The 20,839-nt window shown below is 58.7% G+C and carries 21 protein-coding genes; 7 read left to right on the forward strand and 14 right to left on the reverse strand.

Annotated elements, in window-relative coordinates; genetic code table 11:
- Positions 1–97: 97 nt before the first annotated feature.
- Both HD598_RS03550 and HD598_RS03555 read right to left on the reverse strand, forming a co-directional pair.
- Positions 98–3,817, reverse strand: a complete 3,720-nt coding sequence (locus HD598_RS03550; protein WP_183663864.1) for a DNA polymerase III subunit alpha — start codon at positions 3,815–3,817, stop codon at positions 98–100.
- Positions 3,814–4,128 (reverse strand): hypothetical protein, encoded by a 315-nt coding sequence (locus tag HD598_RS03555; RefSeq protein WP_071893505.1) that lies wholly within the window; start codon positions 4,126–4,128, stop codon positions 3,814–3,816. The genes HD598_RS03550 and HD598_RS03555 overlap by 4 nt, the downstream gene beginning before the upstream one ends.
- A gap of 230 nt (positions 4,129–4,358) precedes the next feature.
- Here HD598_RS03555 and HD598_RS13710 point away from each other — a divergent pair, with 230 nt between their 5' ends.
- Positions 4,359–5,156: a response regulator transcription factor gene (locus HD598_RS13710; RefSeq protein WP_221244585.1), complete on the forward strand. Its 798-nt coding sequence runs from the start codon at positions 4,359–4,361 to the stop codon at positions 5,154–5,156.
- Between the two features lies 1 nt (position 5,157).
- On the opposite strand, the gene HD598_RS03565 is transcribed toward HD598_RS13710, so the two are convergent.
- Entirely contained in the window at positions 5,158–5,646 is a 489-nt protein-coding gene (locus HD598_RS03565; RefSeq protein WP_183663866.1) for a hypothetical protein, read from the reverse strand.
- A 145-nt stretch (positions 5,647–5,791) separates the two neighbouring features.
- Complete coding sequence (locus HD598_RS03570) at positions 5,792–6,553, reverse strand: SOS response-associated peptidase (RefSeq protein WP_183663868.1); 762 nt, start codon at positions 6,551–6,553, stop codon at positions 5,792–5,794.
- 144 nt (positions 6,554–6,697) lie between these two features.
- Between HD598_RS03570 and HD598_RS03575 the strand changes: the two genes are divergently transcribed.
- Together HD598_RS03575 and HD598_RS03580 are read left to right on the forward strand one after the other, a co-directional pair.
- Positions 6,698–7,786: an S-(hydroxymethyl)mycothiol dehydrogenase gene (locus tag HD598_RS03575; RefSeq protein ID WP_183663870.1), complete on the forward strand. Its 1,089-nt coding sequence runs from the start codon at positions 6,698–6,700 to the stop codon at positions 7,784–7,786.
- Complete coding sequence (locus HD598_RS03580) at positions 7,783–8,412, forward strand: MBL fold metallo-hydrolase (RefSeq protein ID WP_183663872.1); 630 nt, start codon at positions 7,783–7,785, stop codon at positions 8,410–8,412. The genes HD598_RS03575 and HD598_RS03580 overlap by 4 nt, the downstream gene beginning before the upstream one ends.
- Positions 8,413–8,463: 51 nt before the next feature.
- Here HD598_RS03580 and HD598_RS03585 read toward each other — a convergent pair whose 3' ends face one another.
- Positions 8,464–9,201: a lipoate--protein ligase family protein gene (locus tag HD598_RS03585; protein WP_183663874.1), complete on the reverse strand. Its 738-nt coding sequence runs from the start codon at positions 9,199–9,201 to the stop codon at positions 8,464–8,466.
- Positions 9,202–9,238: 37 nt separating this feature from the next.
- Here HD598_RS03585 and HD598_RS03590 point away from each other — a divergent pair, with 37 nt between their 5' ends.
- Positions 9,239–9,856, forward strand: a complete 618-nt coding sequence (locus HD598_RS03590) for a uridine kinase family protein (RefSeq protein ID WP_183663876.1) — start codon at positions 9,239–9,241, stop codon at positions 9,854–9,856.
- Here the strand turns inward: HD598_RS03590 and HD598_RS03595 are convergent.
- Positions 9,843–10,685: a thioesterase family protein gene (locus HD598_RS03595; RefSeq protein WP_183663878.1), complete on the reverse strand. Its 843-nt coding sequence runs from the start codon at positions 10,683–10,685 to the stop codon at positions 9,843–9,845. The genes HD598_RS03590 and HD598_RS03595 overlap by 14 nt on opposite strands.
- A 185-nt stretch (positions 10,686–10,870) precedes the next feature.
- On the opposite strand from HD598_RS03595, the gene HD598_RS03600 reads away from it, so the two are divergent.
- From HD598_RS03600 to HD598_RS03610, 3 genes are all read left to right on the forward strand, one after another.
- Positions 10,871–12,394, forward strand: coding sequence for a SulP family inorganic anion transporter (locus HD598_RS03600; protein WP_183663880.1), 1,524 nt, complete (start codon positions 10,871–10,873; stop codon positions 12,392–12,394).
- 74 nt (positions 12,395–12,468) lie between these two features.
- Positions 12,469–13,095, forward strand: coding sequence for a DUF4230 domain-containing protein (locus HD598_RS03605; RefSeq protein WP_183663882.1), 627 nt, complete (start codon positions 12,469–12,471; stop codon positions 13,093–13,095).
- 33 nt (positions 13,096–13,128) lie between these two features.
- Positions 13,129–14,049, forward strand: coding sequence for an alpha/beta hydrolase fold domain-containing protein (locus tag HD598_RS03610; RefSeq protein ID WP_221244587.1), 921 nt, complete (start codon positions 13,129–13,131; stop codon positions 14,047–14,049).
- Between the two features lie 103 nt (positions 14,050–14,152).
- On the opposite strand, the gene nrdF is transcribed toward HD598_RS03610, so the two are convergent.
- The 8 genes from nrdF to HD598_RS03650 form a co-directional block, all read right to left on the reverse strand.
- Positions 14,153–15,127 (reverse strand): class 1b ribonucleoside-diphosphate reductase subunit beta, encoded by a 975-nt coding sequence (gene nrdF, locus HD598_RS03615; protein ID WP_071893493.1) that lies wholly within the window; start codon positions 15,125–15,127, stop codon positions 14,153–14,155.
- A gap of 54 nt (positions 15,128–15,181) precedes the next feature.
- On the reverse strand, positions 15,182–17,335 hold the full coding sequence (gene nrdE, locus HD598_RS03620; protein WP_183666556.1) for a class 1b ribonucleoside-diphosphate reductase subunit alpha: 2,154 nt from the start codon (positions 17,333–17,335) through the stop codon (positions 15,182–15,184).
- Positions 17,335–17,805 carry a class Ib ribonucleoside-diphosphate reductase assembly flavoprotein NrdI gene (nrdI, locus tag HD598_RS03625; protein ID WP_183663884.1) on the reverse strand — a complete coding sequence of 157 codons (471 nt, stop codon included), beginning with the start codon at positions 17,803–17,805 and terminating at the stop codon, positions 17,335–17,337. Before nrdI ends, nrdE begins: the two co-directional genes overlap by 1 nt.
- Positions 17,774–18,022, reverse strand: a complete 249-nt coding sequence (nrdH, locus tag HD598_RS03630) for a glutaredoxin-like protein NrdH (protein ID WP_071893492.1) — start codon at positions 18,020–18,022, stop codon at positions 17,774–17,776. Before nrdH ends, nrdI begins: the two co-directional genes overlap by 32 nt.
- Positions 18,023–18,438: 416 nt before the next feature.
- On the reverse strand, positions 18,439–18,843 hold the full coding sequence (rsfS, locus tag HD598_RS03635) for a ribosome silencing factor (RefSeq protein ID WP_183663886.1): 405 nt from the start codon (positions 18,841–18,843) through the stop codon (positions 18,439–18,441).
- Between the two features lie 47 nt (positions 18,844–18,890).
- Positions 18,891–19,862: a hypothetical protein gene (locus tag HD598_RS03640; RefSeq protein ID WP_183663888.1), complete on the reverse strand. Its 972-nt coding sequence runs from the start codon at positions 19,860–19,862 to the stop codon at positions 18,891–18,893.
- Between the two features lies 1 nt (position 19,863).
- Positions 19,864–20,487, reverse strand: a complete 624-nt coding sequence (gene nadD / locus HD598_RS03645; protein WP_071893489.1) for a nicotinate-nucleotide adenylyltransferase — start codon at positions 20,485–20,487, stop codon at positions 19,864–19,866.
- A 10-nt stretch (positions 20,488–20,497) separates the two neighbouring features.
- Complete coding sequence (locus HD598_RS03650; protein ID WP_183663891.1) at positions 20,498–20,728, reverse strand: hypothetical protein; 231 nt, start codon at positions 20,726–20,728, stop codon at positions 20,498–20,500.
- Between the last annotated feature and the right edge of the window lie 111 nt (positions 20,729–20,839).

The raw sequence follows: 20,839 nt of genomic DNA on the forward strand, positions 1-20,839 counted from the left end.
GTACCTTGATCACAGCCAGCCGCTCACGATTCTACGGGAAATCGAGGCGGTGGCGGTGCACTGTGGGTGCTCGTGGCGGTGTGGGTGAAATGGGTTGCTAGCGGTTGGGGGTTGGCATGAGTTCCCACGTGTCCGGGTGCGGTACCGGCACGGGTGGGAAGTACGGTTTTGAGGACGACGACGGCGCATGCTCCGTAGCCTCAATCCCCCGCACCGGCCACCCCGTGTCATGGTGCGGGATCTCCTTGACGCTTCCCGGTGTGCCAGCTCTGGTTCCGGCCAGTGCGCGGGCCAGTTCGCTCTTGCGTTCTTGGTTCTTTTCTTCCCGGAAACGCCGAGCGCTCTCGCGGCGCTCTTGCCAGTACTGTTCCTCGGTGTCCTTCAGGTACGTCACGGGCGGCAGCGTCTCTGGCTGATGCATGTTCCACGCCCTGATGGCTTGCAGGGAGACAGCCCGCGGACCGGTACGCCGCGTGGTGCCCTCGATCAGCATGAGCCTGGTGGAGAACAGCATTTCGCCGCTTTGGTGTTGGGCTTCCGTGAAGAAGGACGCGTCCACGCAACCGGTGCCGTCATCGAGGCTAATGAACACCACGCGCTTACCACTGCGCATGGGTGGAGTCTGGGTGGCCACGCGCACTCCGGCCACCAGCACGCGTGTCTGCGAGCGCAGACTGAGCAGGTCTTTGGCATAGGTGATGCCGTAGGCCTCGAGGAGTTCGCGGTGGGAGTCCATGAGGTGTGCGGAGACGTCGATTTCTGTGAGGTCTAGTTCGGTGCGGACTTTCTGGTCTGGGGTGGGTTCGGGGAACACGGGCGTGAGGTTGGAGGTTTCGACGTCTTCTTCAAAGGGCAGCGGCATTTGTCCTTCCAGGACGGGGACCTTTTTGCCTCTGATGGGGCGGCGCAGCATGTCGAGGTGATGCACTAGGTCGGTACGGCTGACCCGCGCTTTGGTGTTGAAGCGGTCCAGAGCACCGAGTTCGGCGAGGCGACGCAGGTTGGTGCGGGTGGGCCGGGCACGGTCTCGCACGTCAGCTACCGAGGTATACGGCTGGTGGGCTTCGAGGCGTTTGACTTCTACCTCGCTCAGTCCGTGCACGACGGACAGAGCCATACGGATTCCGAGCTTGCCTGCGTCCTTGCCGCGGCCATCTGTTCCTTCGGGTCCTACGCGTTCTACGCGGAAGTGTGAGGTGCTGCGGTTGACGTCGATGGGCAGGATGGGGATGCCCATGCGTCGGGCTTCGGCCACCAGGAGCCGGCGCGGGTACATGCCGGGATCGTGTTCCCAGAGGGCGGCGAGGAACGCTTCGGGGTGGTGGGCTTTGAGCCACGCCGAGTGGTAGGTGGGTACGGCGAAGGCCGCTCCGTGCGCTTTGCAAAAGCCGAAGCTGCCAAAAGCGTGGAGGGTTTGCCACACTTTGTCGATCACGGTGAGCGGGTACCCCTTGGCGAGAGCGTGTTCGCGGAAGAAAGATTCCACGCGTGGCTCTGCTTTTGGATTCCCGAGCAGCCGCCGGTACACGTCCGCTTTCGCGAGACCGCAATCGGTCATCACATGCATCATGCGCAGCACTTGTTCGTGGAACACCGTGACTCCGTGCGTTTCCGCAAGCACGGGTTCCAGATCCGGGTGCGGGTATACGGCTTCGCGGAATCCGTGGCGCTGCTCGAGGAAGGGCCGCACCATGTCCGATTGCATGGGGCCGGGCCGGAACAGGGAAATGTCGATGATGAGGTCGTTGAACTCCCACGGCGCGAGCTTGCCGATGAGTTCGCGCTGTCCCGGGGATTCGATCTGAAAGCAACCCAGTGTGTGAGTGGAGCGAATGAGCTCGAAGGTAGCGGGGTCGTCGTACGGGACCTTCTCTAACGCAATCCGCCCGTCAGCACCCACGTAGTCCGCGTCCCCGTGCGCACCAGCTTGAGCCACGGCCTCGCCCGTGCCGTGGATGCGCTGGATTTCGTCGAGGGTGTAGGCGATCGCGGATTGCATGCGCACGCCGAGGACGTCGAGTTTGAGCATGCCCATGGGGTCCATGTCATGTTTGTCGAACTGGCTCATGGGCAGTCCCATCCCGGAGGCTTCCACCGGGGTGCGGTCCAGCAAGGTTGCGTCCCCGAGGATCACGCCGCACGGGTGCATGGAAATGTGGCGCGGCAACCGGTCCAGGCGCTCGGTCAGATCAACCAGCAGATCCAGCTGTTGGTTACCGCGTTGGCGGCCGGATTCCACGCGCTCGGAGAAGCCTTTGAGTTCCGGCATGCGTTCCATGGCTTCGCGGAAGCTTGAGGCGGAGAAACGCCACATTTGTTTGGCGATGGCATCCACTTCCGGTTCCGGCATCCCTAACGCCAGTCCTGCATCGCGGACGGCGCCGCGCGCCCGGTACCCGTTTTGCATGCTCATAAGTGAGGTGCGTTCGGCGCCGAAACGCTTGAAAATCTGGTGGTAGACGTCGTGGCGGCGCGCGCTTTCCACGTCCACGTCAATATCCGGCAGCGAGCTGCGATCCCGCGAGAGGAAGCGTTCGAACAAGAGTTCGTGCATGAGCGGGTTCACGTGGCTGATGCCGGTGAGGTAGTTGACCAGGCTGGACGCACCGGATCCGCGGGCGGCGGTGCGCACCCCCATGCCCGAGATCATTTTGGTGACCTCGGCGACCGTCAAAAAGTAGGACGCGAAGCCCAGATCCTGGATCACGGAGAGTTCTTCGTCGAGGCGTTCGCGCAGCTCCACGCGCCCACGCTTGCCGAACACCTGAGCGCCGGCGTGCGGTGGGAAGAACTTGGTGATGCCGGCTTCGCAGCGCGCCGCGAGCTCCCGGTTGGGGTCCCCTGTAATCCCGATGACGTGCGCTTCCGGGACCACGGGAATGCCGTACCCGCAATCGGTCACAGGGTCTATGCGGCACCAGTCTGCGAGCGCTTCCGTGGTACTGAGCAGGGTGCTGGCCACCCCGGAGGCGTCCGTGATTTCGCGACCGATCTCCCGGGCAATCTGTTTCATTTCGGCGGGCGTTTTGAGCCAGCCTTGGCCGTTGGGTTGGCTCTCCGGCAGGGTGTCGAGTGAGGTGAGGGTGCGGGCGGCGTCGAGTACGTCCGCGGTAGCGGCTCCTTCCACGTCGAGGTAGCGCACGGCGTTGCTGAGCACGTACGGAACCCCTACTTGGCGGGCGGCTTTGATCATGCGAACGGCGTGGGCGGTGCTGAGCTTCTCCCCCGGTCGGCTCAGATGGGACACCGCTTCCACGAACACGCTTCCGGCGGGCATGAGCGATTTCCACCGCTGCAACAGGCTGCGAGCGCGCCCGTACTGACGCCGTTGCGCGGCCTGACCCACATCTGACCGGGGCCCTACGAGCACCGCAAGCACCGCTGCGCCGTCGTCATTTTGGGACAGCCGCGCGAGCTCCTCTAAGCGCACCCCCACGGGCCGCGTCCGGCTGGAACCGGCCCCGCTGTCCTGGTGCGCGGCGGAGACCGTGCGGCACAGCGCGCGATACCCGGCTCCTGCGCTGTGTCCCTTTGCCAGTACGACGACGCGGCCCACCACCGTAGGCACCGCGTGGGTTCCGTGCGGCGTGCGGATTTCTTGATCTTCAATGAGGGCAAGGTCTACCCCGAGGATGGGGTCCAGGCCATGTTCGATGCAGGCTTTGAGGTGCTTGATGGAACCGTAGAGGCCGTCCCGGTCCGTGCACGCGAGAGCGTCCGCACCGTGAGATGCGGCCGCCGCTGCGAGATCCTTGGGCCATGACACCCCGTAGTGGGCGCTGTAGGCGGTGGAGACGTGAAGGTGTGTGAAACTCATGCCGTTTGCCGGAGGGCGGCGTCACCTACTTGGATGAGACGCCACCGGCCTGTTTCTACGTGGTGGCTGAGTTCGAGTGTTTGAAGGGGGCCGCGCCCTGCTAAGCGGACTTGAAGTCGCCAGATTTCGTGGTCCACCATTCCGGCGCCGCGTTCGCGTTCAGCGCGCACGTCTTCGGCCCACCACTTGCGGCGTTCAAACCAGCGCACAGGCTCAGCGGCAAGACGGTACTCCCGACCTTGCCACCGCACGCGCAGCGGCTGTCCGGCCGCGGTGCATTCGACCTCGACAGACTGCGTAAAAAGCCCCATTAAAACCTCCGTCACGGTGCCGAGCGTGAGCCCTCTCGGCGTTTGTGGGAAGTTCCCGCCCCGGGAAGCGATGGGCGGTCACTCTCTAGTGTATCGAATGTTTGTTCGACTCCATAGAGGCTATAAAACACCCCTGACACTTAGAACTGAAGTGCCCCTGTCTCTAGAGAAAAATCCTCGAGAAAAGTAGAATCTGGCGAAAAAGCACACGCTTTTACGGGCAGGAACTTGTGGATCGCAACATCCGGCGCGCGTGGTTTGACACCGCAGCCGACATACTTGCTACACCCCATCCCGCGCAGGCCATGGACTACCTCACCACTGGTCTGGCGGAGACTTTCCATGTCTTCATGGGTGCCCGGGTGAGCTGGAGAAACGCCACCGCACAGTTACCCTCTGTCACTGAAGCCCCCTCCGTCATTGAAGAAGCTCGTTCCTTCAGCCGCGATCCTCACTGGGATCTCGCGGTACAGCACGTGGCGCCGCATCATCCACTGACCCGATTTCATATGGATCCGCACCACCTCGAGCCGAGCTTGCTGAGCGAGGTAACGCACCGCGGGCAAACGATGACTCAAACCGCCAGAGACCTCTTCGAGGAATACCACTTGGGACGTCATCACTTGTCCTTGCCGGTAGTCACTCAGAACTACACCACCTCGTATGGACTCGTCAGCGAGGTGCCGTTTAGCCAAAGAAACATCGACGATGCGCGCGAAATCCAACGGTTGATCGTTGGATTGGAATCCCACCTTCGGCTGTTGCACGAGATGAGGCCAGCGGCCGACTCGGCCCATGATGCGGAGCTACGGCTCACTACACGCGAAACGCTGATCTTAGAGATGATTGCTCAAGGGAAAACCGCCACTGGCATCGCGGCACGCTTGGCGATCTCTCCCCGCACGGTGCACAAACATCAAGAACATCTCTACAGAAAATTGGGCGCGCAAGATCGCCTCTCAGCTGTCTTACGCGCCCAATCTATGGGACTGCTCGAGCTGCCGGACCCCCCAACCGCTCGTCAGTGAGCTACACCCCAGGGAACTCGCAGAGGCCGGCACCAACGGCAGCCTCAAGACCAGCACCAATGGTGGATTCCAGGGTAGGAATGTGGTTGCCCAGATAGCCGAGAGCGGCGGTGTCGTTGCCACTTCCCAACAGTCCCGGACCAGAATTACCCTTTTCGTTCTCCCAAGCTTTGAAAGTTTGCTCCGGGTTTTCCTTGAACCAGACCAACGGCACGTGCGAGATGCCGTTCTCCTCCATCCAAGAAGCCCACAAGCTCTCATAGTCAAGAACGCCCACACAATCAGGAGCAACCGACGCGACGATGAATTGATCCGCGAGGACTGCCAGTGACATGTAGTGGTCGCTCTCAAGCGCTCGAGCGTAAGCGGCATCAGTCCAGCTCTTCTTAAAACACTCGTGAGCTGAAGCAGATGGGGCGAAAGCCAAAGCGGCGACGAAGGTTGCGCTAGCACCAGCTAGCATCATTTTGCGGCGATGTGGCGTGAACATTTTTCTCCAGTGAGGCGACGTTCGTCCGCATGAATTGCGGACACATCAAGTCAACTCCGCCGCGTTCCGGCTAGCCATACGCAAAACTACGTAGCTTCTAGTACCGAATAACCCGCGCCTTCAACCACGCGCTTTCTGCCAAACGTTAAGAGAACAAACTCTGGAGTGGCTCCACCAGCTCAGGGCCGTTGTTGCGCACGTTGCCCACCGCAGGACCTACCTCTCGCAGGTTCCACGTGGAAGCCACCTCAAACGCCTGACTGGTGGCCAGATCAACCATGGCTGCCGCATCCTTGTTCTCCGGGTTCAGCCACTCCGTCAGTGCCTCAGCGCCGAGAGGCACAGGCAAGCGGTCATGGAGCTGCCCCAGCTCGGCAAGCACGGGATCAGGATCATCGACAGCCGGAGAGGCCATGGTCATGATGCTGCAGGAGAGCACCCAGGCTTCTTCGCCTTCAACGGCTTCGGCGGACTTGTCTTTCCACCATTCGTAGATTCCTGCGAAGAAGATCATCGAATCGTCGGCCGGGTGAATGTAGAACGGCCGCTTCTTGCCCTTGGGCGTATCTGGCTTGAGCCATTCGTAATAGCCATCCACGGGGACAGCACAGCGCTTGGCCTTGATGGCGGAACGGAACGTGGGCTTCTCGATGATGGTCTCGCTGCGCGCGTTGAAAGCCCGCACGCCCACGGATGAATCTTTGGCCCACCCGGGAATCAGTCCCCAGCGAGCCACCTCGATGCGGCGGCTCATCTTGTCATCCACCAGACGTTCTAACACGATGGGCACATCAGTTGTGGGTGCAACATTCCACGATTGGCGAAATTCCAGATTCTCATCCGCTTCGGCTTCCGCGAGCGCTACCAAGTCACCGATGGCCCGAGCCATGACATACCGTCCACACATGCTTAAAGAGTGACACAAAGTAGCAAGAGGTCACCTCACCTCGGGCGCTCGTGATTGACTGGAACGTATACACCCCACTGTGTAGCCGAACGCGAAGCGACAGTGACCAACCGTTGCCGGAGCGTTCCCATTAGAGGAGAAAAAGTGCCACAAACCGTACGAGCTGTTGTTGTGAAGGCCAAAGACGCCCCAGTGGTCGTCGAGAACATCATCATTCCGGATCCAGGTCCAGGCGAAGTTGTTGTTGACGTATTAACCTGCGGTGTTTGCCATACGGACCTTCACTACAAGCTGGGTGGAATCGGTAACGATTACCCGTACCTCTTGGGCCACGAGTCCACTGCAGTCGTTTCCCAGATCGGCGAGAACGTCACCAACGTCAAGGTGGGCGATCGCGTGATCCTCAACTGGCGCGCTGTGTGTGGCGAGTGCCGTGCATGCCAGAAGGGCCAGCCGCAGTACTGCTTCAATACCGCTAACGCCACCCAGAAGATGACTCTCGAGGATGGCACGGAGCTTTCCCCTGCGTTGGGCATTGGTTCCTTCGCGGAGAAGACGCTGGTTGCTGCCGGTCAGTGCACCAAGATTGATGACGACGTCGACCCCGCCGCCGTTGGCTTGTTGGGCTGCGGCATCATGGCTGGTATCGGCTCCGCTATCAACACCGGTGAGGTTAAGCGCGGCGAGTCCGTAGCTGTCATCGGCTGTGGCGGCGTGGGTATTGCCGCGATCATGGGTGCCAAGCTTGCTGGCGCCACCACCATCATCGCAGTGGACATTGACCAGAACAAGATTGACCAGGCTGTGAAGCTCGGCGCTACCCACGGTGTGAACTCCAAGGAATCCGATCCCGTGAAGGCCATTCAGGACCTCACCAACGGTTTCGGCGCCGACGTTGTGATCGACGCCGTGGGCCGCCCGGAGACTTTCAAGCAGGCCTTCTACGCTCGCGACCTTGCTGGCCGCGTAGTGCTGGTGGGTGTTCCTACCCCGGAGATGACCCTCGAATTGCCACTGCTGGACGTCTTCGGTCGCGGCGGTTCCCTCAAGTCCTCGTGGTACGGAGACTGCCTCCCATCCCGCGATTTCAAGATGCTGGTAGACCAGTACCGCTTGGGCCGGCTGGACTTGGACGCATTCGTTACCGAGCGCATCTCCTTGGACCAGATTGAAGACGCTTTCCAGAAGATGCACGACGGCACGGTGCTTCGCTCGGTGGTGGAAATCGCATGAGCGCACGCATCGAAAACCTCGTTACGTCCGGAACGTTCTCCCTTGACGGCGGAACGTGGGACGTCGATAACAACGTGTGGATCGTCGGCGACGACTCCAAGGTGATCGTCATTGACCCGGCCCACAACCCGCAGGCTATCGCGGAGAAGGTGGGTGAGCGCACGGTAGTTGCCGTCCTGCTGACCCACGGCCACGATGACCACATCCGCTATGCGCAGGAGTTCGCACAGCTGGTCCACGCACCACTGCACTTGAACCCAGCGGACCGCATGCTCTGGGACGCAGTCTTCCCAGATCAGGCACCGGATCACGAGATTGTGGACGGCGAAGAGTTCCCGATCGCCGGCATCACGCTCAATGCCATCTACACGCCGGGTCACTCCCCCGGATCCACGTGCTTCTATGCGAAGGACTTGGACACGGTGTTCTCCGGCGACACGTTGTTCAACGGCGGACCAGGCGCCACAGGCCGCTCCTACAGCGACTTCGGCACCATCATCGAGTCCATCCGCGAAAAGCTCCTCACACTCCCGGACACCACGCGCGTGTGCACGGGTCACGGCGATGACACGAGCATCGGCGCCGAGAAGCCGCACCTTCAAGAATGGATCGCGCGGGGTCACTAGAGCCGGGGTTACTAGAGTCGCAGACACTAACCACCGCTGCTAATCACAGCACTACGTATCGAGGTTCCACTTTCCGGAGCCTCGATACGTGTTTAAGAGCGATTCCGTCACGGCGTCCACACTCATCCCGGGAACCAGATCCTCCACGGCTCCCACCGTGCGAGGGTCCATGGGAATCTCCAAGGCTTGATACACCTCGTCCAACACACTGCGTAGCGGCGCACTGTCAGTGACCACCAAAACTGATGTAAACAGCCATGCCCCGGTGACCACACGCTGGGCGGTGCCTACCAACTTAACGGAAGCTGCGGCGTCGTACTGGCTAGCGGTACCCGAATGAGACGTGCCATAGACGCTGTATTCGCCCGCGCAATATTCGCCGGGCAGCTCGCCAATGTGGGCGTCTACGCCCACGGAGCGCAGCGCGTCCGCGAAGAGCGCCCCGAACTCCTGGAAGCGGATCGTGTGGCCCAGCATCGCATCCGGCTCTGGTTGTACGTGATCGATGATGAGCGTGCCCTGGTGATACGCAGCCGCGCGTCCGCCCGCTTTGCGCACCACCGGCTCAAAACCGTGACGCAACGCGGCCATTCGTGCCGCCTCGAAACCGGGCAGGCGCACGTCACGCTGCCCAAAAGCGAGCGTGGGTGAGGGCCGGTAAATGCGTAGCGTGGCGCCGCGCTCGCCGCCCTTGACCTCGTTCAGCAAATCGATGCCGCGCGCTAAATCCGCCACCGGATCAGTACTGGGTTCTTCGCGAAGGAGATCAAGATCAACGGTGACAGACATGAGTCGATCCTAAAACGAAGGGTGGGGGCAAGACATAATGGAATACGTGTCTGAGTCCAGTGGCGTTCAATTTATTATCCTCGGCGGCCCTTCCGGTTCCGGAAAGTCCTACCTCGCTGAACGCTTTGGCGCACCCCATATTCAGCTGGACAACTACTACCGGGAGATCGCGGAGGACGCGCACCGTCCGTTCCCGCGCACCCCGTACGGCGAAATTGACTGGGACCACCACGAAACCTGGAACGATTCCACCGCGCTCGATTCCATGATGGAACTGCTCGAAAACGGCCGCACTACGGTGCCCGCCTATGACATCTCGACGTCCTCCTACGTGGGCTCCGAAGTAGTGGAGCTCGCGGGCGGACCCATCATCGCCGAAGGCATTTTCGCGGACCGCATTCTGCAGCCGTTGCGCCAATTAGAGGTGCCAGTGCAGGGAATTTACGTGAGGGAGCCTTCCAGTACGACGGCGCTGCGTCGCTTCGCGCGAGACGTTTCCGAAAGCCGCAAACCAGTGCCGTTCCTCGTCAAGCGGGGGTTGAGCCTGTGGCGGGCTGAGGCTTCCCTACGCAACCGGTACTTGGCCGCGGGATTCCAAGAAATGAACAAGCCGGACTTGAAGTCCTATCTATCCTCGCTGCCTAATTCCCGTTAGCCCACTTTGACCCCGGCATAGGGCGGACCGTGAGAATCTGTTCGCTGCGTCCAAAGGGTCCGTGGACATCATGAAGGATTGCCGATGTGAGGCCGATTCCGTCATCGCCGTAGCTTTGCTGGACCTCGAGTCCTAGCCATTCACCGACTGGCGTCCGGTGCATATGAATCTGTAGATCCACGTTGGGGAATATCCAGGACTCCGGTCCTGGCTCAACGCGCGGCGCCACACCGTTGGCAGTGTCCACCATGCCAAGGAGCCGCACGACGTCAGACGTCACGGTGTCCGAGCTAACCATCTTGTACGGGTTGCGCAGCCACACCACGCCCTTGCCCGGACGGTGGCCCTCTTCTTGACGGAACTCTAGAGACTGAATGTAGCCACCGGGCCACACCTGCATACCCGTGAACTCTGGAAGATTTTCAGGGTGCTCTACGGATGCATCTTCGAGGGCGGCGACAGGCGTGGAATCGCCAGTCTTCAAACGCCAAGCTCTGGCGATGATTGCGGTACGACCACCACTGACCATCTCAGCTTCGATCAGCTCGATGGTCTTGCCGGGGCGAATCATGCGTGTCTGCACTTCAAACTCGCCACCGTGGATGATTCCCAGAATGTCCAAGCTCACGCGTGCCATCCGCAAGTCTTCACGGGGCTGGAAAGCCTCAAGCTCATGAACAAGGAGGCCCGTAGCTGGACCCATGTGCTGTTCGTGTTCGTTCCAAGCGCCTTGAGCGTGGACGGTGGAGCGGTAGCGGTGATTGCCCAAGTCTTCGTAGAAGAATGGGCCAACCGCGAGTTCTGGAAGTTCTGTAGTGGTAGCAGTCACACTTGCAACATATCAATTCTGGGCGCCTCAGTGAATTTGGGCTGTATCTGCGCCTCTTTGGGCTCTCTCGCTGACCTAAAATTGATTCCGGCGCACGTCAGGTGCTCCATCTTCTTGGCAGCGAAGTCTTTGTAACAGTTTGCTTTGCAGCCAGGCGTCTTTCCCACCTCTCCGAGAGCCTCTACATGTCGTCTTTGCCTTCGCCGATCGCGCCTCATACGCCACGAGTCTCCGCCGATTCCGTGATGAGTGCGCTGCGCTCGCCGCGGCTGTTGACGCGCGAAGTGCTTGCGGGACTAGTGGTGGCGCTGGCTTTGATCCCCGAAGCGATTGCGTTCTCCGTCATCGCCGGAGTGGATCCTAAGGTGGGGTTGTTCTCAGCCTTCATCATGGCGGTGACCATTGCCTTCGTTGGCGGACGCCCTGCGATGATTTCCGCCGCTACCGGCGCAGTTGCCTTGGTCATTGCGCCCGTCATGCGGGACTACGGAATGGACTACTTCGTCTCCACCGTGTTGCTTGCAGGCGTTTTTCAAATTCTCTTGGCCGTCTTAGGCGTTGCAAAGCTCATGCGGTTCATACCGCGCAGCGTCATGGTGGGCTTTGTGAATGCGCTGTCCATCCTGGTGTTCGTTGCTCAGCTGAAGGAGCTCATTAACGTTCCGTGGATGGTTTATCCGCTGGTTGCTGTCTCTTTAGTGATCCTGATTCTGATGCCGCGTATCACCACCGTCATTCCCGCGCCGCTCCTCGCCATCGTCTTGGTCACCGTGCCCGTCATCCTCTTCGCCATCAACGTCCCGCGCGTGGGTGACAAAGGCGATCTGCCCAGCAGCCTGCCCGAGATCTTCATTCCCCAGGTTCCGCTGACCTTTGAAACGCTGCAGATCATTGCGCCGTACGCTCTCGCTATGGCTTTAGTGGGTCTCATGGAGTCCCTCATGACAGCCAAGCTGGTTGATGACATCACGGATACCCGTTCCAACAAGACTCGAGAGAGCTGGGGCCAGGGTGTAGCGAACCTTGTCTCTGGCGCATTCGGCGGCATGGGTGGCTGCGCGATGATTGGGCAAACCATGATCAACGTGAAGGTCTCCGGTGCGCGGACGCGCATCTCCACGTTCTTGGCTGGCTTCTTCCTTTTGGTGCTTGTGGTGGCATTCGGCGATGTCGTTGCCCAGATCCCTATGGCTGTTCTCGTGGCCATCATGATCATGGTCTGCATTACGACGTTCGAGTGGCACTCCATTGCGCCATCCACGCTGAAGCGATTGCCCAAGAGCGAGACTGCGGTCATGCTGTCCACCGTTTTGGTTGTTGCCCTCACTCATAACCTGGCCGCCGGCGTCATCTTCGGCGTGATGGTTGCCAGCGTGATGTTTGTCCGCCGGGTGGCGCACTTGGTCTCCGTGGATCGGACAGTCGTGGAGCGAGACGGGCAGGACGTCGCTACCTACACCGTCAAAGGACAGCTGCTCTTTGCTTCGAGCAATGACCTGACCACGATGTTCCGCTACTCAGAAGATCCCGATCACGTGGTTATCGATTTCTCACGTTCCCATGTCTGGGACGCATCCACCGTGGCGGCACTCGATGCCATCGAGACCAAGTATCAGCGATACGGAAAGACCGTTGAGTTTGTGGGAATGAACGAGTTCTCTTCAAGATTCCATGCAAAGCTCTCAGGCGAACTGGGCGGCTCCGGCTAAAGGCCTCTGAGGCGACGCCCGAGTTCTTTTACGCGAATACATGAATCCTTCAACTCACGCTTTAGCATGAGCGAGTGAAAGAAAAATCTTCAAGGCGTGGTTCGCACGGGTTTGGCTTGGTAGCCCTTGCTCTCCTTCTGGCGTTGCTGGCGGCCAACTACTTCGGCGTCAATCCGTTCCGCCCAGCGGCAGAAGCAAAAGAGCCTGAGCGTCCATCGCTGCTGGTTTCCATTCAGGACATGAGTCAGTATCACGCGGCCGTCGGCAACTTTGAAGTGATCATCGATTCCCAGGAGAACGGTATTTCCTGGTTGCCTGATTTCGTCTCGGGCGAGCGCACGTTGTTCCTCGCCAAAGGTACCGTCAATGCGTATGTAGACCTTGGCGGCTTGACGGGTGAGAGTTATCAGCTCTCCGAGGACGGCAAGAAGGCAACGATTCGGGTGCCCGCCGCGCAGCTGGATAAGCCGAACCTCAACGTCAAAGACTCCTACATCTATGACCAGCGACGTGGCGTAGGGAAGGCCATCTCCGATGCCTTCTCCACTCCAGACCAATCAAAGTTCTTTGAGATGGCCGAGACTCGCATCGCTTCTGCAGCAGAAGAATCCGAACTACGTGACCGCGCCACCGAGAACACCAAGGCCATGATCACCGGAATGCTCAAGCCCTCCGGCGTTGAAGCTGTCTTCGTCGAGTAATCAGACATCCCCATAACTATCTAAGGACTTATCGTGTCGCGTTTCCCCTATCACCCGGAACTCGCACGTGTCCGGTTCATGCCGAGCGTTCCCACGAACAAGTTGATGGTGAAGTTCATCCGAAGCCGGAAGCCCCGTGGACTGGATCCAAGTCCGGACGCCACGGTTGATGAGATCGTCCCGTCCCCCACCGTTTCCATTCGTCTCTTCCGTCCGACTACGTTCTCTGGAACCATTCCAGCACTGTTGTGGATGCATGGCGGCGGACATCTGTTCGGTGTTCCCGAGCAGGATGACCGGAACAACATTGCGTTTGTGCGTGAGCTCGGAATAGCTGTCGCAGCTGTCCGATACCGCCTCGGCTCCGACGCGCCTGCACCCGCCTCAGTTGAAGACTGCTATGTCGCCCTCAAAGCACTTGCCGATCGTGGTTCAGAGTGGGGAATCAATTCAGAGCGCATAGCCGTGGGAGGCGCCAGTGCAGGCGGCGGTGTGGCTGCCGCACTAGCTCTCTATGCGCTTGATCAGGGCGGCATTCAGCCCGTCTTTCAGCTATTGGTCTACCCGATGCTCGACGACCGAACAGTTCTCAAACCAGAAGCAGCCTCAAAGTACCTCCGAGCGTGGACCGCGAAGGCAAATAAACGTGGCTGGACCACCTATACCGGCGGGGAACCTGGTCGCCCAGGCGTCTCCGAATATGCGGCACCAGCCCGCCGCGAGGACTTGTCTGGCTTGCCGCCGGCATGGATTGGCGTTGGCACGCTCGATCTCTTCCGAGTCGAGGACATCGAGTACGCCCGTCGGCTCAATGATGCGGGCGTGCCTTGCGAGTTGTTTGTTGTTCCTGGCGCGACCCACGGCTTTGATCAAGTTTTTCCTGATGCAAATGTGGTCAAAGACTTTTGGCAACAACAGGTCAAAGCACTGCGCGCAGCCCTGATTATCAATTAAAAGGGACATAGCCTCTTCGGTTAAGCAGAATTGCTCTGGACCCGCTTAGAGTTGCGGGTCCAGAGCAATATTCAGCTCAAACCCAATCCAAAGTCCGGACGATCTAGAACTCCCAGTCCTCATCCTCAGTGTTCACGGCCTTGCCGATCACGTAGGAGGATCCGGAACCGGAGAAGAAGTCGTGGTTCTCGTCAGCGTTCGGGCTCAAAGCCGAAAGGATCGCTGGATTCACATCCGTGACCGAGGACGGGAACATCGCTTCGTAGCCCAGGTTCATGAGGGCCTTGTTGGCGTTGTAGTGCAAGAACTTCTTGACGTCTTCGCTCAAGCCCACTGGATCGTAGAGATCGTGGGTGTACTGGACTTCGTTCTCGTAGAGCTCGAAGAGCAGCTCGAACGTGTAGTCCTTGAGCTCCTGGCGGGTCGCTTCGTCGACCTGCTCAAGTCCCTTCTGGTACTTGTAGCCAATGTAGTAACCGTGCACGGCCTCGTCTCGAATGATGAGGCGGATCAGGTCGGCGGTGTTCGTGAGCTTGGCTCGTGAAGACCAGTACATCGGCAGGTAGAAGCCCGAGTAGAAGAGGAAGGACTCCAACAAAGTGGAGGCAACCTTCTTTTTCAGTGGGTTGTCGCCGTAGTAGTAATCGGTGACAATCTGAGCCTTCTTCTGAAGGTTCTCATTCTCTACGGACCAGCGGAATGCAGCGTCAATGTCCTTGGTGTTAGCCAACGTCGAGAAGATCGACGAGTAGCTCTTCGCGTGGACGGACTCCATGAACGCGATGTTCGTGTAGACGGCTTCCTCGTGCGGGGTGATCGCATCCGGAATCAGCGACACGGCACCCACGGTGCCCTGAATGGTGTCCAACAAGGTAAGTCCGGTGAACACACGCATGGTGAGCTGCTGCTCTTCTGGAGTCAACGTTGCCCAAGACTGGACGTCGTTGGAGAGCGGAACCTTTTCTGGCAACCAGAAGTTGTTGACCAGACGGTTCCAGACTTCCACGTCCTTGTCATCCTGGATGCGGTTCCAGTTGATGGCCTCAACGTGGTTCAAGAGCTTGACTTTCTCGGTCATTGATTTTCCCTTTGTGCTGTTGCGGTGAATGGGTTGAGTCGCTGGGGCACATGCTTAGAGCATGCAGCTGACGCAACCTTCCACTTCAGTGCCTTCAAGTGCTAGCTGACGCAAGCGGATGTAGTAGAGCGTCTTGATGCCCTTACGCCATGCGTAGATCTGCGCCTTGTTGATGTCACGGGTGGTGGCGGTGTCCTTGAAGAACAACGTCAGTGACAGACCCTGATCAATGTGCTGGGTAGCAGCAGCGTAGGTGTCAATGATCTTCTCGTAGCCGATCTCATACGCGTCCTGGTAGTAGTCCAGGTTCTCGTTCGTGAGGTACGGAGCCGGGTAGTACACGCGGCCGATCTTGCCTTCCTTGCGGATTTCAATCTTGGCGGCAACAGGGTGGATCGACGAGGTCGAGTTGTTGATGTAAGAGATGGATCCGGTTGGCGGGACAGCCTGCAGGTTCTGGTTGTAGATACCGTGCTTCATGACGGATTCCTTCAGCGCACGCCAGTCTTCCTGGGTAGGAATCGTGACGTTGGCGAAGAGTTCCTTCACGCGGTCCGTCTGTGGAGCCCATTCCTGGGTCACGTACTTCTCGAAGAACTCACCGGATGCGTAGGTGGAGTTCTCGAATCCGCCGAACACTTCCCCACGCTCAATAGCAATGGCGTTGGAGGCGCGCAGTGCGTGGAAGAGCACGGTGTAGAAGTAGATGTTCGTGAAGTCGATACCTTCTTCGGAGCCGTAGTAAACGTGCTCGCGAGCAAGGTAACCGTGCAGGTTCATTTGGCCCAGACCAATGGCGTGACTCTTGGCGTTGCCCTCAGCAATGGATGGAACCGAGTTGATGTAGGACATGTCAGAGACAGCCGTGAGCGCACGAATCGCGGTTTCGATGGACTGACCGAAGTCAGGTGAATCCATGGTCTTAGCGATGTTCATGGAGCCCAGGTTGCAAGAGATGTCCTTGCCGATGGCACCGTAGGTCAGGTCCTCGTTGAGAACAGACGGAGTGGAAACCTGGAGGATTTCCGAGCACAAGTTGGACATCGTGACGCGGCCAGCAATAGGGTTGGCGCGGTTCACGGTGTCTTCGAACATGATGTACGGGTAACCGGATTCGAATTGGATCTCGGCGAGGGTCTGGAAAAACTCGCGAGCGTTGATCTTGCTCTTTTTGATGCGAGCGTCATCCACCATCTCGTAGTACTTCTCCGTGACAGAGATGTCAGAGAAAGGCACGCCGTAGACGCGTTCGACGTCGTATGGCGAGAACAAGTACATGTCCTCGTTCTTCTTGGCGAGCTCGAACGTGATATCCGGGATCACAACACCCAAGGAGAGGGTCTTGATACGGATCTTCTCGTCAGCGTTTTCGCGCTTGGTGTCCAAGAAGCGGTAGATGTCTGGGTGGTGGGCGTGCAAGTACACGGCGCCGGCACCCTGACGCGCACCGAGCTGGTTAGCGTAGGAGAAGGAATCTTCCAGAAGCTTCATCACGGGGATAACACCGGATGACTGGTTTTCGATCTGCTTAATCGGGGCGCCGTGCTCACGGATATTCGTGAGGGACAGTGCCACACCGCCGCCGCGCTTTGAGAGCTGCAGTGCGGAGTTGATGGATCGGGCAATCGATTCCATGTTGTCTTCAATACGAAGCAAGAAGCAGGAAACCAATTCGCCGCGCTGCTTCTTACCGGCATTCAAGAAGGTAGGAGTTGCTGGCTGGAAACGGCCGTCAATAATTTCTTCGACGAGCTTCATGGCGAGTTCTTCGTCGCCACGTGCCAAGTGGAGTGCAGCCATGCAGACGCGATCTTCGTAGCGCTCAAGGTAGCGCTTTCCGTCAAACGTCTTCAAGGTGTAAGAGGTGTAGAACTTGTATGCACCCAAGAAGGTCTCGAAGCGGAACTTCTTCTGGTACGCGCGCTTGTAGAGGTCGCGGATGAAGTTCATCGTGTACTGATCGAGCGTTTCCCGCTCGTAGTAGTCGTTCTTGACGAGGTACTCGAGCTTCTCGTCAAGATCGTGGAAGAACACGGTGTTGTTGTTGACGTGCTGCAAGAAGTACTGGCGTGCAGCAGCCTGGTCCGCGCCGAACTGGATCTTGCCCTGCGCATCGTAAAGGTTCAGCATCGCATTGAGCTCGTGATATCCGAGACCTCGATACGCGGCCGGCAACTCCTTCGGATCTGTGATGGTGTTGCTGTCCATTACTGGTGTTTCCAAAATTCTTCCAATCCTTCATCAACGCGACGCACGTCATCCGGCGTCCCCATGAGTTCGAAGCGGTACAGCTCCGGGATTCCTAATTTGGCAGCGATCTTTCGAGCTGCAAGGCAATAGGCGGTGCCAAAATTTGTGTTGCCCGCCCCGATGACTCCGCGAATGTTCTCGCGGTTTCGGGCGTCATTGAGAAATTTCATGACTTGAGGCGGGATGGAATGCCTTCCGTCTTCTCCCCCATATGTGGGAAGCAGAAGGACGAAGGGAGCTGTGGTGACGAGCGGCGATTCACTCGGATACAGCGGGATTCGAGCCGCATCATGCCCCAGCTTGTCTACAAATCTTTTAGTGTTCTCCGAGATGGAGGAAAAGTAGACCAACCGGGACGTGGTGAGGCGTTCGGAAGGGGTCAGGAGGTTGAGCTCGTTATGCGACGGAGCTTGCAGCTGCAGACTCATTGATCTCTGCAATCTTGTCTGGGCGGAAGCCGGACCAGTGATCGTTGTCCGTGATGACAACTGGGGCCTGCATGTAGCCCATAGCGCGTACGCGCTCCAACGCCTCTGGATCTTCAGAGATGTCAACGCTCTTGTACTCGATGCCCTTCTTATCCAGCGCGCGGTACGTCGCGTTGCACTGGACGCATGCCGGCTTCGTGTAAACCGTTACTGCCATGACCTTCTCCTTGATCGCTTTCCGGCCCATCAGATACCTATTACAACGACATCTGACGCTAAAAAATTTCGTTGAGCGGTTCCCCGCCTCACTGGTTTCAATACTACATCTAGTGGTGCCATCGCGGATCAACCCCAACATCATGTCTTACACCATTGTGATTCCTCACCCACAGTTAGTCCACAAGCACTGTGGATGAAGCACCCGCGAGTTTGCGCGGTTTAAGGCCTTCAAAGCGTCTCTATCCACAGGCTGTGTATTCGAATTACACAGATGAAACTAGTGGGCGTGTCGTCGCGACACGGCGTGTCGCCTCTTGTGGACGCCCAGACCCGAGCACAAGAAAACCCCTTGCGGAACGGTTCCTCAGAACCATCCGCAAGGGGTCACTCGCGAAATCTACAAGACCGCAGCGACTACTCGGCCGCAGGCTTCTCCTCAACGGAAGCAGGCGTCGTCGTACCCTCTGAGACGTCGATCAGTGGGCAATCGCTCCACAACCGGTCCAGAGCGTAGAACACCCGGTCTTCGTCGTGCTGAACATGCACCACGACGTCCTGGTAATCAAGGAGAACCCAGCGGCCCTCTCCGCGGCCTTCGCGGCGGGTCGGGTGAAGGTCATACTTCTCGGCGAGGGATTCCTCAATGCCGTCCACAATGGCGTTGACTTGACGCTCATTGTCTGCGGAGGCAATCAGGAAGGCATCCGTGATGCCCAAGCGCTCACTGACATCCACGGCCACGACGTTCGAGGCCAGTTTGTCGCGAGCGGCATCAGCGGCAGCTCGCATGATGTCAATGGAAAATTGCGCAGCAGTCACGTAACTCCTTGTTGTTGATTGTTGGTGGTAAAAGTGATGATCAAAAATTATCGGGTCAAAATCATGGTCAGGCCCACAATGAAGGTCAACAGACCAACGCTGAGCGCCGCCACAGAGATGACAAACTGACGACGAGCGCGAGCACCGCCGCCATCCATGAAGCCCAACGGTTCTAGCCCCTGGGCCAACGACGCTTGGAATGGTTCAGGTGTTCCCGAGTTCCGTGCGCTTGGCGTAGACGAGCCCGTAGCCGAAGAACCGGCAGCGGCCGCCATCCGTGCCCGCGCCGATTGCGACGGCGAAACGTCCTTACGAACAGGCTTGAGTTGACGCTTGCGCACCTCGGCACGGCTCTCAAAGCGCGCCTTAGACGCACCAAATTCTTCTTCAGCTTCCGCTGCAGCGAGATCGGCCTCATCTTCAGACGCGAAGTTTCGCTGAGCTGGCTGAGGCATGACCACGTGCACCGAACGGGTGTCCGGGCTGTTCAGGCCCGTGTTGAACAGATCCTTTTGCGCCTGATCCGGTGTTGCTTGTGGATCAGCATCATGGACATCTTCGTCATTAGCGGCCACGAAGTTCTCCGTGTCCCTGGCCTTCTCACGAATCTTGTACATGCGGCCGGTGACAGGGCCACCCTGCTTGAGCTTAGAAAGGTCTACGTGGCTGGTATCCACGTCCTTCGTCCCATCCGCGGTTGCAGAGTGCGAGGACTTTGCGGCACTGCGCGGCTTCTTGGCCGCTTCGATGCGGCGCTGACGACGAGTGATAGGGCCGACGGAATCCGAAGTATCCGCCGCTACAGCGTCAGTTGATTCTGAAACATCGGCGGCGGCAGCAACCGCGGCTGGAGTTTTAGAATCTGACTCCACGGACTCCGCGCGCTCTACCAAGGGGGCAGCTGGCGCAGTGGTGGAAGTTTCGGGCAGGGCACCGCCGCGTGCTCGCGCTGCCTCAGCAGCTTGACGGCGTTCACGTAATTCGCGTCGAGTGAGGGGTTGTGGGTTCTCGCCGCTCATCTCATGCTCCTTCCGGAGTCCCCTTCTCACGTTCTGAAGCGGACAAATATAACTGATGCTTGGCGATGTACTGCACCACACCATCCGGCACCAAGTACCAGACAGGCTGTGCGTTCTTCACTCGCGATCGGCAATCCGTAGAGGATATTGCCATCGCAGGAACTTCTAGAAGACTAACGTCACTTCGTCCCATGCTATCCAACACGTGGCCCGGGCGAGTCACGCCAACGAAGTGCGCGAGTTCCCACAGCTCGTCGACGTCCTTCCAGGACATGATTTGAGCCATGGCATCGGCGCCGGTGATGAAGAACAAGTCCGAGTTTGGGCGCAAGCGGCGCAAATCTCTCAACGTGTCAATCGTGTAAGTAGGACCATCGCGGTCTACGTCTACACGGCTCACGGTGAAGCGGGGGTTCGAAGCTGTGGCGATAACCGTCATCAGATACCGGTGTTCGGAATCAGAGACGTCCGTCCCGCTCTTCTGCCACGGCTCCCCCGTGGGCACAAAGACGACTTCGTCGAGATCAAAGGTGGCGGCAACTTCGCTTGCCGCCACTAAGTGGCCGTGGTGGATGGGGTCAAACGTCCCACCCATGACTCCGAGCCGCTGGCGCTTGGCGCCCATTCAGCGGCTCCTAGTGTCCGTGGCGCTGATCGACTGCGTCTTGGTGGTGGTGAGGAACCGGCTTGTGAGGGTTGTTCACCTGAGCGTGGGCTTCGTGACGAAGGCCAACGTTCGAGAAGGAAAGCGTGACGAACAAGAGAACCATGAAGAAGACGAAGATTCCGCCACCAATCATGTACGGCAACAATCCAGCGCCCTCAGCTTCAGCCGCAGCCTCTGCTGCAGTAACCAGGTTCAACATTTTTCTCCCTCAGTGCAAAAAACATGCCAGTTACACCAGCATTAATTGAATACAGCCTATGTTATCGAGTTGCATGGCTCCAAGACGCCCCCGCAACCGCTTGTGTCGTCA

Source organism: Neomicrococcus aestuarii (assembly GCF_014201135.1).
Classification (GTDB): domain Bacteria; phylum Actinomycetota; class Actinomycetes; order Actinomycetales; family Micrococcaceae; genus Neomicrococcus; species Neomicrococcus aestuarii.